Annotated in this window: 8 protein-coding genes; 1 reads left to right on the plus strand and 7 read right to left on the minus strand. The window is 43.6% G+C overall.

Annotated elements, in window-relative coordinates:
- Positions 1-3: 3 nt before the first annotated feature.
- The gene (locus tag AC59JO_RS02650) at positions 4-3,189 is read right to left on the minus strand and encodes a SusC/RagA family TonB-linked outer membrane protein (RefSeq protein WP_413669081.1); all 3,186 of its coding nucleotides are present in this window, start codon (positions 3,187-3,189) and stop codon (positions 4-6) included.
- 104 nt (positions 3,190-3,293) lie between these two features.
- Complete coding sequence (locus AC59JO_RS02655) at positions 3,294-3,959, minus strand: DUF3826 domain-containing protein (protein WP_497303211.1); 666 nt, start codon at positions 3,957-3,959, stop codon at positions 3,294-3,296.
- Positions 3,960-4,396: 437 nt separating this feature from the next.
- Between AC59JO_RS02655 and AC59JO_RS02660 the strand changes: the two genes are divergently transcribed.
- Entirely contained in the window at positions 4,397-5,290 is an 894-nt protein-coding gene (locus AC59JO_RS02660; protein WP_091211041.1) for an AraC family transcriptional regulator, read from the plus strand.
- Between the two features lie 234 nt (positions 5,291-5,524).
- Here the strand turns inward: AC59JO_RS02660 and AC59JO_RS02665 are convergent, their stop codons facing one another.
- The 5 genes from AC59JO_RS02665 to AC59JO_RS02685 form a co-directional block, all read right to left on the minus strand.
- Complete coding sequence (locus tag AC59JO_RS02665) at positions 5,525-6,448, minus strand: dihydrodipicolinate synthase family protein (protein WP_497303214.1); 924 nt, start codon at positions 6,446-6,448, stop codon at positions 5,525-5,527.
- Positions 6,449-6,459: 11 nt separating this feature from the next.
- Entirely contained in the window at positions 6,460-8,016 is a 1,557-nt protein-coding gene (locus AC59JO_RS02670; RefSeq protein ID WP_413669084.1) for a sodium:solute symporter family protein, read from the minus strand.
- A 313-nt stretch (positions 8,017-8,329) separates the two neighbouring features.
- On the minus strand, positions 8,330-10,729 hold the full coding sequence (galB, locus tag AC59JO_RS02675) for a beta-galactosidase GalB (protein WP_497303216.1): 2,400 nt from the start codon (positions 10,727-10,729) through the stop codon (positions 8,330-8,332).
- Positions 10,726-11,847, minus strand: a complete 1,122-nt coding sequence (locus tag AC59JO_RS02680) for a glycoside hydrolase family protein (protein WP_413669086.1) — start codon at positions 11,845-11,847, stop codon at positions 10,726-10,728. Before AC59JO_RS02680 ends, galB begins: the two co-directional genes overlap by 4 nt.
- Before the next feature lie 13 nt (positions 11,848-11,860).
- Complete coding sequence (locus AC59JO_RS02685) at positions 11,861-14,623, minus strand: alpha-L-rhamnosidase (protein ID WP_497303218.1); 2,763 nt, start codon at positions 14,621-14,623, stop codon at positions 11,861-11,863.
- Positions 14,624-14,631 lie beyond the last annotated feature (8 nt).

Below are 14,631 nucleotides of genomic sequence, written 5' to 3' on the forward strand. Positions count from 1 at the left end.
AGTTTAGAAGCCTAAGTTTAAACCAAAAGATACTGTACGTAAGTTGGGATACACCCCAAATGGCGATGAAATATCACGGTAATGATCAGGGAACGGGTTTACAAAGTTGATAGGGTTTGTAGCCACCACGTATGCCCTTATGCTTGACATACCAAGCCTTTTGGTTAAACCGGCAGGCAGGGTATAGCTTAAATTAGCACTTGAGATGTTCCAGGTAAACGGGCTGACAAACCAGAAATCACTTGTAACACTTACGTCATCTGAGTAATACGGATCGGGATATCTAGCATTTGTATTGGTTGGCGTCCAGTGGTCGGCCCAAAATACAGGCCGGTTTTGGTTTGCGGTAGCTTGTTTAATAGCGGCACTTTCTATTGATTGCGTACCACCCCAACTCATGCCCATAACCACGTTTAAACTCAACGTTTTATATGCGCCACCGAAGTTTAAACCAAGATTGTAATGGTTTGAAGCTTTATGACCTAAATAGAACTGATCGCCGAGATCGTTTTGCTTGATGATACCGTCGCCGTTTTTATCAACATAGTTGATCATGCCTGGGGCAGGTGTATATCCAAAGATCTTAACGTTTTGTGCGCCACCGGCAGCGGCAGCCCGTTGTGCTATAATAGCATCAGCATCGGCCTGTGTACGGATAATACCAAGCGATTTGTAACCCAGTGTGCCCGGGTCGCCTGATTTACCTGTCAAATCCTGAATAGTGCCAACCTGGGCTGCAGCTATATCATATTTGATGTATTTATTATCGCTCCATGAAAAGAACGGGCTGAAACTATAGCTAAAATTTGATCCTATCTTATCTTTCCAGCTTGCAGAGATCTCGTAACCGAAAGTATTGATGATACCATAGTTTTCGGCAGATGGTGCTGCGCCGATAGTTACCGGAACAGAAGTATTTAACGATGCAAGCATGTCATAACGGTGCTCCCAGAAGTAATCCGCAGAAATTGATAAGCGGTTGCCCATGAAAGCAGCATCCAAACCATAGTTTGTTTTTAAGTCGTGGTCCCAGGTTAGGTTAGCATTCGGAATGGCGATGTTTAACAACGCACCCAATCCCCTGTCGCCATTGCCGCCAAAAACTGCACCGCCTTTGTTGCCGGTACCAAACTGGTAATTAACAGCATATAAGAACGAAGGCGTATTATCCGAGCCTAACAAACCTACCGAACCCCTGAATTTCAACAAATCAACAAAGCTTATTGATTTAAAAAAGTTCTCTTTTGAAATTACCCAACCTGCCGAAGCCGAAGGAAAATATCCCCATTGATGGCCCGGTGCAAAGTTGGTATTGGCATCAGCCCTCATAGCCAATTCAACCAGGTATTTATCAGCATAAGCATAATTTACCCTGCCGGCTACAGCTTTACGACCGTATTCTTTTACCATCGTAGCCTGATTTGATGATTGATCGCCAATGGTGAATGTTTGGTTGTCTTTTCCGCCTACAATTACACCATCGGCTTCCGCTGCTACGCCTTCGCTGTATGATTCATATTGCTCATACAAAGCCAGTGCAGTAATTTCATGCGCCCCAAAACGCTTATGGTAAGTAAGATTGGCGTTGAACTGGTAGTTATCGGCCATTGTAGGGGTAAGGCGAACCCTATCACCATTTTTTATAGCTTTTACACCTACCACAGTTCCTCCCGGAATATGGTTATTGTCGCCTTCGCCCGAATATTGGTTATAGTAAAATGTTGAGCCATATTGCTTGTTAAAAGCATTATTAAGATTGCGGTTATAGCTTACATTAGCAGTTAACCCACTAATGCCCGGAATTTCGTAACTCAAATTGGCTAAACCATTAAATACAGTATTATTGTTACTTGTGTAGTTATTGGAATTTTGAACAGCAAAGAAGTTAAGGTTATCGTTATTGCTGGTGCCTAAATATACCGGGTGCCCATCGATAAAATATTTTTGCCATGGTGGTGCCTGGTTAAGCGACAGAAAGTCGTTGTCCGGGCTTTCGGTGGTGCTTGAAAGCTTGTACCAGTAAATTTTGCTTTTGGCAAGGTCTTCGCTCAATGACAATGACAATTTTAAACCTTTTGCCACCTTGGCATCAACACTGGCCCTAAACCCGAAGCGGTTGGTGTTTACCCCTTTAAAGTTGGAGTTTTGGTTTACGTAGTTTGCGCCTGCAAAATAAGTAACCTTATCATTACCGCCACTTATGCTAAGCGCATTCCTGCTGGTTACTGCCGGTTTAAATGCCTGCTCCAGGAAATTTTGATTATTGTTTTTAAAGTACTCAAGTTCATCAGGCGTATAATATTTTAAGTCTTTGTTGCTTAAATCGCCGTTAATGTAACCTTCGGGAGTAATAGTGTGGTTATATCGTGTTTGCTCAATATCATTCAAATAGGTAGCCATCTGAACGCCCGACATCATTTTAGGCAATTGAATTGCATCGGCAACACCAACGGATGAACTGAAGCTCACCTTTGGACCACCTGCCTGGCCGCGTTTTGTTGTAACAACGATAACGCCGTTTGCACCCAAAATACCATAAATGGCAGCGGCAGCATCCTTCAGAATGGAAATATTCTCTACCTCGCTTTGGTCGAGCAGGTTGAAGTCAGCTTCGGTACGTTGTACACCGTCAATAATGTATAACGGTGTTGTACTACCGCCATTCTTTGCCAGGAAAACGGGGTTACGGATGGTGATTGTTCCGCTTTGTCCCGGCCTTGCAATACCACCGGTAACACTTACTGCAGCATTAGTACCGCGAAGTGCAGCGGCAAGGTTAGTGGTAGGGATATCCTGGATGGTTTTCATATCCACCGCGGCAACCGCACCTGTTAAGTGAACTTTTTTCTGGGTACCATAACCTACTACCACAACCTCATCGAGGGCATTTTGTGATGGTAGCATTTTAAAGTCGGCGTTCATTTCGCCAATCTTCAATGTTTTTTCCTGGTAGTTGTATCCAAGAAATTTAGCACCAACTACAATGGATTGCAGGTTAGTAGCTTTAATAGAGTATTTACCATCGGCATTGGTAATAGTACCTGTGTTGCTGCCTTTTACCTGTATGGCAACTCCCGGCAAAGGAGCACCTTTTTCGTCCACAACGGAACCCGTTATGTTACGATCCTGGGCTTTTAGCGCACTGCCCAAACACAGCAACACCGAAAGTAAGAGGAAAAGTTTTCTCATAAACTTGATAATTTAATTTTCATGATCAGGTTAATTAATTGGTATAATTGGTTTGCCCGGCTAAAGCTTATATCATGATACCGGGAATATTAGGTTAGTTCAAATTATTGCTTTGTGGCCTGCCGCTCCTTGATCCGTTTCTGCCATTCTTCTCCCTCCTTTTTCATATCGTAGCCTTGCGCAGACAGATAATTATTAATGCGGCCTTTAAATTTGCCAAACCAGGCATGTTTTTTCTCTGATGATTCGGCGTCTATCGCGTTCTCCCTTGCCTCCAGCAGCCAGCCTTTTATTTTGTCTTTTTGTTCGTCGGTAAGGTCGGGGATCTCGTCCTGATAGGCGGTGTAGGTGATTGGATAGATGCGGTAGGTCATGCCGTCTTTTATCTTATCAATTTCATCGGCACTTAATTCTTTGTTCAGCTTTTTGATATATAATGTGTGTAATTCTTTAACCTGCTTTACCACGTCGCTATCCACAAGGGCAATTTTGGCATTGGCCCCCGCCTTGTCATCGGCCATTTGCGTTTTGATATCGTTTACTTTTGTTTTACGCGTATCGTAAACAGTGTTCAGATCGTTGTACTGGGCAACCACAATATCACGTACTTTCTTAAATTTTACAGAGTCGGTAATGCCTGCTCCAGTAACAATTTTGTTCGAGCGTTCGGTGATCACCTTTATATAGTTGTTATCGGCTGTGGTTTGCGCAAAAGCGGCATTCCCTGCTACTGATAATAACAATATGGCTATGTATTTAAAGTGCTTCATGAGTGTTTTAATTGGTTAAATTCTTTATACAGCTTATACAAAAGCCCTCAAAAAGTTTATAGTATCCTGCCATTTTTTTAAGCAATTAATTGTTTATATCACAATTAATTAAGTATTAAAATCTTGTCAGTTCTAAAAGCCTGCTAAAAAGTATAATTAATTTTATTGGTTTATATTTCCTGGTATCCTACAGCCTGATTTACAAGTTGCTTTAACAAATATCACGTGTTAGCCTTTGCGTTTCCTGTTTGTATTTATCTATTTATTATACAATCTTACCATAACGCATTTTTCGTGCAAAGCTAAATTTTTGTCAAAAGAAAATTACATTGCTGCAAATTGGGTTTGATTAAAAATTGCTACTTTTAAAAATATAAACCAACGCGGCGCATACTTCATTGTGGGCCGACCTGCTAACCTTTATTGATTTTTACAAAATGAAGCCCCATTTTCTCAAGGTTGCGGTAAAACCGCAAAATTCATTCAGTATACGGCATGATATTTTGCCCACCTTCCGCGGCATCTGGCATTACCATCCTGAGCTTGAATTACACTACGTAATAAAGGGCGAAGGGGTTAGGTTTATTGGTGATAATATCAGCAATTTTTCGCCGGGCGAAATTACATTGCTTGGAGAAGCGCTTCCGCACTGCTGGCGGTGCAAGGACGAATACTTTTTACCCGATTCTGGATTGAATGTTGAAGTGATCGTGATCCACTTTTTACCTGATTGTCTTGGCCGTTACTTGTTAAATTTACCCGAAGCTTTCATGTTGCCCAAGCTTTTTGAAAAAGCTAAAAGTGGCATGGTCATCAAAGGAGAAGCAAAGACCGAGCTGGCCAAACTGATGCGGCAAGCAGCTGAAGCTACCAATCTCGACAGGATCATTATCCTGCTTTCGATATTGAAAGTGTTAGCCGAAAATGAGGACTTTGAGCCGATAACTTTATCGCACAGCGACTTTCACCAGTCAAATGAATCGGATACCATCCGCCTTAATAAAGTATGTTCCTATACATTGGCCAACTATAAACAGGAGATCAGCCTGGAAAAGATAGCGGCCATCGGCAACCTGAGTGTTACCTCTTTTTGCAGGTATTTTAAGCTGATGACCAAGAAAACATATTTTGATTTTTTAACCGAGATCAGGATCAGTCATGCCTGCCGGTTTTTGATAGAGGATAAACTACCTACCGAGGTTTTGTGCTTCGAATGCGGTTACAATAATATTTCAAATTTTTATCGCCACTTTAAAAGGGTAACCGGCATGACCCCGCTTGAGTATAAACGCCGTTATATCAAAGGGCAAAAACAGGCAATTTCTGCTTGATTTTGTTAAGTCTTAAGTTATAAGAAGTTGTTTAGATTTGACGATTTTTAAATGTAGAGACGCATCACATGCGTCTCCCGCATGCAAATCTTAGACTTAATTACTTATAAAGCGGCTTGTCCCATTGGAGACGCATGTGATGCGTCTCTACATAAAATCTTCTCAAACAAAATTCAAACAGCTTCTAAGTAAAAAAGCATGACTTCTTACTTTAGACTTTCGACTTAAGACTAATTAAATACCTATCTCGCTTTGAAGTGTGGTATAGTTCGTGTACAGATCTTCTATTTTATTACGAATAGCCGGCGAAAAATAGCCAACATCCCGGCGGGTGGTGGTAGTGATTTTCAAACCGCGTTTGGTAAGATAATATTTAGCAATAACCGGGTAAACATTATGCATCACATCCATGTTTTCGGTTAAGAACTCCTGTACCATTACCACCTCATGCTGACGCGACGCATCAGCATAATGATCACATAACCAAACAATAAGTTCCGGGAAAAAATTACCCTGAATACATGACAATCCTGCCGAACCCGTTTTCAGTGATTCAACCGCGTGAACCATGTAAGCATCATACAAACCAAAAGCCGGATTAATTTTACTCGCCTCCAGTTTCTGTTTTACCACATTCAGGTTAAGGCATGTATCTTTATGATATATTACCCTGCCGGTCGCTACAAAATGCTGAAGCTGTTCGGCCGATAATAGCCTTTTGTAAGGCACCGGGCATTCGTAAAAACCTAAAGGGATATTTTCAGTTTGATCAAAAAGGTCAAATACGCGATCATTAAGTGCAATGTCCGGTTCATTGGCATCGGCCAGTAAACTTGTAATGGCTATTACCGCCGAAGTGCCTGTATCATACACCCTTTTTATAAAATCGGCTTGCTTTTCAATCGGCCCGCCAAAGGTACCGGTAGCTACAACAGGGACAGCGCCGTCAACAGTTTCAACAACGTGTTTAATTATGGCCAGGCGCTCTTCTCCACTCAGTTCAAACATTTCGCTCGAGAGGCAATTGGCAAACACTCCTGCGGCACCTGCATGCAGGTACATCTCGGTTAAACGGGTTAGCGCTACATAATCAACTGCACCGTTATCTTTAAAAGGCGTTAACATTACCGGGATAAAACCCTTTTTTGATTGTTCCATTGATGATTAAATTAAACTGTTAACTCCCTTGTTTTGGTTAAAAAGATTCCTGTTAAAAATATGGCGAGGGTACCCGCAACAATGATCATATTGGTATTTAACGTACTGCGAAGAGCTGCATATTGCTCCGGGATGAGGGCCGGAAAAGTAAGCCAAAGGATCACCAAAACACCTATGATGCTGGCGATAATAGCCTCGTGGTTACGGGTTTGCCTGCTGATGATACCCAGCAAAAATAAGCCGAGCATACCGGCAGCAAAGATGCCCGAAAGCTGCCACCATAAATCGAGGATGCTTTTTACGCCTATCATGGCTATCCCGGCTGCCATACCTGCGAACCCGAAAAGCACAGTGCCGATATGCAATGCATTCAGCGTGTTTTTTTCGTTGAGTTTTGGTTTAAAATATCTTTTGTAGATATCGATAGTAAAAACGGTAGCCGATGAATTCATGCCCGAACTAATGGTGCTCATGGCTGCCGATAAAATGGCTGCTACGATAATACCAACCAGACCCGCAGGGATTTTGGTAACCATAAAATGCGGCATGATCTTATCACCGTAATCGGCAGGTGTAAGTTTACCCATGAATGCTGCAACCTCATTTGCCGAAGCCGTTGCAGGCAAACGTTCAATAGCTACCTGATGTTTAAGGCTTAATATCAGATCGGGGTGCTCGCTGTAGTAAGCATATAAGCATGAGCCTATTACAAAAAACAGGAAAGATGCCGGCACATAAATACCAACGCAAAGCCATACCGATTTGGCAGCCTGTTTGGTAGATGTAGCCGCATGATAACGCTGAATATAGTTCTGATCCATCCCAAAGTTGTTGAGATTGATGAAGAACCCGTAGAACAGGATCACCCAAAATGTTGGTTCGGTTAAGTTAAGTGAGAAACTGCCCAGGCTAAATTTATGATCGGCTTTGCCAATTTCTACGATCTTATCAAAGCCTCCAGGGATGTTATTTACCACCAAATAAATGATGAGCAAGGCTCCTAAAGTTTTGATAATGGCCTGTACCACCTCTGTCCAGATCACGGCTTTAATTCCGCCGGATACGGTATACAGGATAATGGAGATGCCCATTACGATCATGATCATCTTCATAGAGAGACCGGTAAGTGCCTGCAGACTCAACGCGATGCCGAAAAACACGGAACCCATACGGGCAATCTGCGTAAGCAAAAAACAAATAACCGCATAAACCCTTGCCCAGGGACCAAAGCGTTTTTCAAAGTGCGTATAAGCGGATATGTTGCCGGTATTACGATAAAATGGTATAAAATATTTAACCGCTATCCAGGCTGCAAATGGCATGGATAAGCTAAATACAAAAGCGTTCCAGTTGCCGCCGTAGGCTTTACCCGGAACGCCCAAAAAGGTGTTACTGCTTAAAAAAGTGGCATAAATGGATAAACCGATGGCCCAGCCCGGTATTAAACCAGATGCAACGGTGAACTGCTCGGCATTTTTATTTTTACGCGAAAAATAAAAACCAACCAGCACCATCGCTATAAGGTAAATACCTATAATGGTAAAATCTAACACGGGCAACACTCTCATGCTTTAATCGGGTGGTACAGTAAATTTAGTATTATGGTTTAAAATTGCATAACAAATGTAATGTACCGGGGTTAGCCTTTACTGTAATATTTTCGCCGGCTATTGTAGGATATTATCACAGAGCTAAGTGGCGGCGGGGTTAATTAAACAAGAGATTTTAAAAACTCCCCTCTTGAGAAGGGGCGCGGAGGAACGAGCGGTAGCAGGGGTGTGTTTCTGCGATCGACAAGCAAAACGCAGAAACACACCCCTCCGCCCCTCTCAAGAGGGGAATCGCGCAATCCCGTGCTTTTTTTCGTAAGTTAATGGCTCATCAACGCGCGCTTTCTATAATCAAGCTACCCGCCTGTAACCCATCGGCAGTAGCACTAACAGTAATTTCCCCGGCAACAGCTTTGGATTGGATAATAGCCAACCCCAAACCGTTAAACAAATGGTGCTGATCGGATACAAAAGGATCAAGATCCGTTTGCGAACCATTGTCTACAGCTTTCAGCACACCATGCCCGGTTACTTTAAACTTTACGAGTTGGTTAGCATCGGGCACCGGCACATTGTTTTTATCCAGAACAGATACGGTGATATACGACAGGTCTTTACCATCAGCTTTAATTTTACGCCGATCGGCCTTGAGCTGTATTTTGTAAGGTTCGCCGGCTGTAACTACCTGTGTGGTCATAACCACTTTGCCATTACGACGGGACACCGCTTTTAACACTCCCGGTTCATATTTAACACGCCACATGACATGCAGATCATCGCCGTTCTTTTTCTTAACCCCTATCGATTTACCGTTTAAAAAAGCTTCTACCTCATCGGCATTATTGTAATAGGCCCAAACATCAATCATCTGACCGGGTTTCCAGTTCCAGTGCGGTAAAAGGTGCAAAACGGGTTTGTTTGTCCACTCACTTTGGTACATGTAATAAACATCCTTGGGGAACCCGGCCAAATCAACAATGCCAAAGTATGAGCTTCGGGCCGGCCACAGGTACGGGGTAGGTTCACCAATGTAATCGAAGCCTGTCCAAACAAAAAGTCCGGAGAGGAAATCATGCTTTTTGATGATCTTCCAGGTTTCCTCGTGCGTTGAGCCCCAATAGGCCGATACGTTATCGTAGGCCGATACCGTAAAATCGGCATTGCCATCCTTCAAAGGCGTTTTACCATCCTTCGGCCAGCGCCTGATGCTGTCTGACGGCATATCATAATGTCCCCTTGTTGCCAATGCCGACATATTTTCGGTGCCGATAAACTTTTGACCGGGGTAGTTTTTCTGAAAATCGGCGTATACTTCCTGGTGATAATTTAAGCCCACCAGATCAAGCGCGCCCGATTGGTAAATGAAGTTCTTTTTAGGGTCGGCATCGCTCAGGGCCGATGTAACTGGCCGTGTGTTGTCCAGTTGCTTTACAATTCTTACCAATTCGCGACCAATGCTTACACCTGTACTATCAAACTGTTCCCTGATCTCGTTGCCAATGCTCCAGGCAAAAACGGATGGATGGTTCCGGTCGCGTAAAACCTGGTCTTGCAGGTCCTTTACGTGCCATTCGCCCCAGTCCTCGTGATAATCATGTTTGCTTTTTTTCTTCTTCCACATATCAAAAGCTTCATCCATCACCAGGAAACCCATTTTATCGCACAGATCAAGCAGTCCGGGTGCCGGCGGATTGTGTGATGTACGGATGGCATTGCAGCCCATATCTTTTAAGATCTGCAATTGGCGCTCAATAGCACGTGTATTAACAGCCGTGCCCAAAGCTCCCTGATCATTGTGCAGACATACGCCGAGAATTTTCATCGGTTTGCCATTCAGACTGAATCCTTTATCTGCGTCAAAATTGAAATAACGGATACCTGTGTTGGTGGTATAATCATCTATAACTTTATTACCAGCGATTAACTGCAGCTTTACTTTGTACAGGTAAGGATGGTTTATTGACCATAGCTTAGGGTTCATAACCCTAAGGTTCTGCTGAATTACAGTATCAATTACTGAAGATGTAATTGTACCCACAACCTTACCCTTGTCATCCAAAACTGAAGCTTTGAGCCTGAGTTTTGAGCCAACCAAACCCGGTAATACCGTACGAATATTGAGCTCCGCTTTTTGACGATCAACCTGCGGCGTGGTTATAAATGACGACCATTGCGGCAGATGGATTTTATTGGCAATGGTTAACCAAACATTGCGGTAAATGCCCGACCCGGTGTACCAACGTGAATTAGGCTGATCGCTGTTATCAACCCTCACGGCCATAACATTTTGTTGTGTACCGAATTTGAGGTAAGGTGTTAAATCATACCCGAACGAAATATAGCCGTTGGGCCTTTTGCCTAAATAATGTCCGTTGATCCAAACTTCGCTGTTGTGAAAAACGCCGTCAAAATCAATCAAAATAGTTTTAGTTTTTGACGATGCAGGGATTATAAAACTTTTACGATACCAGCCGATACCGGCAGGCAGCCCACCCTCAGCCTGTGTGGTGAGATTTTTACTGTCGAATTTCCCTTCGATACTCCAATCATGCGGAAGATCAAGTTTTCGCCAACGATTGTCATCAAATTTCACCTGGCTCGCAGCCGCATCATCGCCTAAAAAAAACTTCCAGCCGGTGTTAAAACTTTCTGTTTTGCGCACGTTTTGAGCAGATGCAAATCCAGCCGTAAAAAGCACTAAACACAGCGTATATAAATAACGGAACCTCATTTTGATTTGCTTTTCTTGACAGGCGGCGCAACAAAGTTAAGCTCGCTTTTACCCAGATCTTTTGAAGTAGCCACAGCTATGCCACGCTGATCGGCTTTGTTTACGGCGCAATAAAAGTGATAAACTATGCCTTTATACTTCACCACGCATGATTTGTGGGCGAACATATTATCGTAAGGCTCAGATGATTGGATGAGCTTCTCTCCTGTCCAATCCGTCCAGTGTACTAAGTCATAAGAACAGGCAAAACGGTTAAACACACCAGAATCGCCGGTTTTCCAAAAGGCCCCGAAATAGAACATGACGTACACGTTTCCTATCTGCTGAATGTATGGATCGCCTGTAATGCCGTCGCCATGATTCAATACAGGGTCTTTGCCGAAACGTTTCCAATGCAGCATATCGTCAGATACGGCCATACCAATCCGCTCGGCACCGCGCTTTTTGTTAACACTATCGCCATTGGCGTTGTAATACATGATGAAAGGGTGACCGGTCAGCTTCTTTTTATCCCAGATAATCGTTTGCTTGTATTGCGTATGGTTATCCCACCAGCTTACATCTTTGTCGATGCTTGACAGTACAGGATGATCTAATCCCTGCCATTCATGCGCGGTACCCGGATCCTGATCGGTAGAAGCTACGCTTATCGACAGCAAACCTTTCTCATAGCCCTTGCTTTGTCCACCGAAATATGACAGCCAATACTTGCCATCATATTGCTGTAATTTGTACGAGCCTTCCCATTTATAATCCTGCAAGCCAACATAACCGGCCTTTTGGTTATTATCCCAGCGTGTGGTATCATCAGAAAATGAGAGGATACGGCCGCGGGTTTTCCAGTGCAACAGGTCTTTACTATCGGCCAGCCAGGTTTCATAACCACGACCGTTAAAAATAATATAGCTCATACACCAGCTATCCCCCTGGCGAAAAACCATAGGACAATCGGCCTTCTGGCTATTATCTTTGGGCGATATCACCAAGCCATATTTATGAGGGGTTTTTACCTGTTCATAAATGTTTTTCATCACCTTTTCGGGTACCTCTTGGGCGCGTACCTTCAGCATTAAAAAAACGCAAAAGAGGGTTATGGACGATTTGAAGATGCTTTTCATTTTTGTTTTAATATTATTTGGCGATGAATGTATAGTTACCCGATCCTACTTTTATTTCGGCCTTTCCATCGTGATAACCGATGAACTTAAGATCACGACGCGTTTTGATATTTTGCCCATCTACAGTAATTGTGGCATTACTATTTACAGGCAAATAGATACTTGCCGTAGTATTAGCAGGGATATCCACTTCCAATTTAAAGTGCCCATTATCCTTTTTCCAACTGCTTAAAATATTGCCATACGGCGATTTGTAGTTAGCTTTTGCCCAGGTAACATCACCCACCGTTTCGGGCCTGATCTCTATTTTATTAAAGGCAATGGCATCATCTGCAGGGCGGATGCCAGCCAAACCGCTGTAAAACCACTCCATCAAATGCCCTAACATAAAATGGTTATTGGATACCGATGTAAGTGCCGCCCATGATTCGGTTAAGGCCGTGGCGCCATGGGCAAGCTGGTAACCATAGCCGGGCACATCGGCACGGCTGTTCATATCATAGATCACATCCGAGCGGCCTTCATCATCCAGCACACGAAGCAGGTAACGGTAACCAATATCACCGGCGGTAAGGGCATTACCATGGTCGCGGATGTCTTTTACAATATTGTTCACTAGCGCCGCTTTGTATTGCGGCTCAACCAATCCGGCATAAACAGACATGGCATTAGCGGCCTGGCTGCCGGTACCGTATTGTTTGGTTTCGGCATTAAAAAACTTTTGATTGTAAGCCTGTTTAACTTTGGCAGCGAGCTTTTTGTATGATGCGGCATCATCGCTTTTGCCGAGCAGGGTTGCTATTTTTCCTGCTATATCAAGGTCATAATAGTAAAGCGAAGTAGCCGTAATACCCTGCGGTGTTAATTGCGAAACACCCGGTGGATTTGGGCCGAGGTCATACCAATCGCCCAGGCCCTGGTACAATAAATGGTTTTGAGATTTTTTATCGAGGTAGGCCAAATATCGTTTGATCATCTCATAGTTTTGAGCAAGCACCTCTTTATCGCCATACCATTGGTATACATACCAGGGCAGGATCACTGCATTGCTTCCCCATTCGGGCGAATCGCGGAAAGGCTCATCAAACTTTACATATTCGGGCGAGATCTCTGGGATCAGCCCGTCTTCGGTTTGGGAGATGCGCATATCATTGATGCATTTACGCGCCAGGCCCACGATATCATAATTATAATGCAGAGAACTGCCAACCAGGTGTGCTTCTTCCAGCCAGCCAAGCTTTTCGCGGTGAGGGCAATCGGTAAACACGCTGGCCATATTGCTTTTCATGGCCCAGTCTATTAGTTTAAAAGTTCTATTGAACAGCTCGTTGGAGCAAGCGAAACTCCCAACTGTTGCTGCTGAGTTACGTGTGTGCAAACCTTTAATATCAACAATTACCGGCAGTTTCTGAGTATTACTCTCGTTTGCAGAAACCGCGCCCTGTACCTGCAAATACCTGAAACCGTAATAAGTAAACAAGGGGTGCCAGGTTTCAACACCGTTACCCTTCAACACGTAACTGTAATAATGAGGACTGCCGGATGCTTTCTGATTAGCGCTGCCATCCTCATTCACCAATTCGGCGGGAATAATCCGCACGGTATCTCCTTTTTTGCCCTGAACGCTAATTTGCGGGATTCCTGAAAAATTTTGGCCGAGATCATACACCCATGCCCCATTATTGAGCTGTTTTTTGCTTTTTGGAGCAAGCTCCTGCATGATCTTTAAAGGCTCGGCCATTTGCGCGTTAAGCTGTGGTACATCATCTACTTTAATCACGCTGCGCCAGTTTGAATCATCAAAACTGTTGGTATTCCAACCCGGTTGCTCAAGGTTGGCATTATAATCCTCGCCCCCATAAATGCTACTGAATGTAACCGGCGAAGAAGCTGTTTTCCATGAACCATCACTTACCACATTGTCCACCCGGCCGTTATCATACTCCAACAATAAACGACAGATCATTTTAGGATAACCAAAAGCGCCGGTAAGCTTGCGGTAACGCCTGTCGCGTGGGATATAGTAGAATCCATTGCCCAGCATTACGCCAATGGTATTTTTACCGGCGATCAGTTGACTCGTCACATCAAAAGACACATATAAGGCCTGTTGATCATATTTTGTCCATCCCGGATCAAGGAAATGATCGCCTACTTTTTTACCATTCAAACTCAATTCAAAATGACCTAATCCGCATAAATAAAGTGTGGCTTTCTTCAGCTTACCTTCCACATTAAATGCCTTACGCATCAAAGGCAAAACATCATTAGCAGCACCCAGCTTTTTAGGCCCCTTGCCATGGTAAAACGGCGCAATGGCCGATGAATCGGGCAATTTATCGTAGGCTATCCAGTCAGCACCGTGCCAGTCGTTTTTTGTTAACAAGCCCATTTGCCAGCTGGCAATACTGCTCCATGCAGATGCTTTGCCATGATTGTCCCAAACCATTACCTTCCAATAATACGTTTCGGCGGCTTGCATCGCCTTGCCATTGCAAGCTATTTGTAATGATCTGTTTGAGGGTACCTTTCCCGAATCCCAGATATCGGCATTGTTATTTGTGAGCTTAGCTGCGTCATCGGCAACCAAAACCCGGTAAGCCGTTTGCATTGTATTACGGGCATCGCTTTGCATTTGCCAGCTCAGCTTCGGCTTAGCCGATTCAATACCTAACGGGTTTGTTTTGTACTCGCATTGCAGATTAAGCACCTTCAGCTTTTGAGCAAAAGCGCCGAAAGGCAGCAGTAGAAATAACAGGCAGATTTTTCTTTTCATTTTAATAT

The sequence above is a fragment of the Mucilaginibacter sp. A5337 genome, assembly GCF_059690695.1.

What these genes read in the sequence shown, in the direction of transcription:
- AC59JO_RS02650 (WP_413669081.1), bottom strand. Translation starts at nt 3,189, where the DNA reads ATGAGAAAACTTTTCCTCTTACTTTCGGTGTTGCTGTGTTTGGGCAGT.
- AC59JO_RS02655 (WP_497303211.1), bottom strand. Translation starts at nt 3,959, where the DNA reads ATGAAGCACTTTAAATACATAGCCATATTGTTATTATCAGTAGCAGGG.
- AC59JO_RS02660 (WP_091211041.1), top strand. Translation starts at nt 4,397, where the DNA reads ATGAAGCCCCATTTTCTCAAGGTTGCGGTAAAACCGCAAAATTCATTC.
- AC59JO_RS02665 (WP_497303214.1), bottom strand. Translation starts at nt 6,448, where the DNA reads ATGGAACAATCAAAAAAGGGTTTTATCCCGGTAATGTTAACGCCTTTT.
- AC59JO_RS02670 (WP_413669084.1), bottom strand. Translation starts at nt 8,016, where the DNA reads ATGAGAGTGTTGCCCGTGTTAGATTTTACCATTATAGGTATTTACCTT.
- galB (WP_497303216.1), bottom strand. Translation starts at nt 10,729, where the DNA reads ATGAGGTTCCGTTATTTATATACGCTGTGTTTAGTGCTTTTTACGGCT.
- AC59JO_RS02680 (WP_413669086.1), bottom strand. Translation starts at nt 11,847, where the DNA reads ATGAAAAGCATCTTCAAATCGTCCATAACCCTCTTTTGCGTTTTTTTA.
- AC59JO_RS02685 (WP_497303218.1), bottom strand. Translation starts at nt 14,623, where the DNA reads ATGAAAAGAAAAATCTGCCTGTTATTTCTACTGCTGCCTTTCGGCGCT.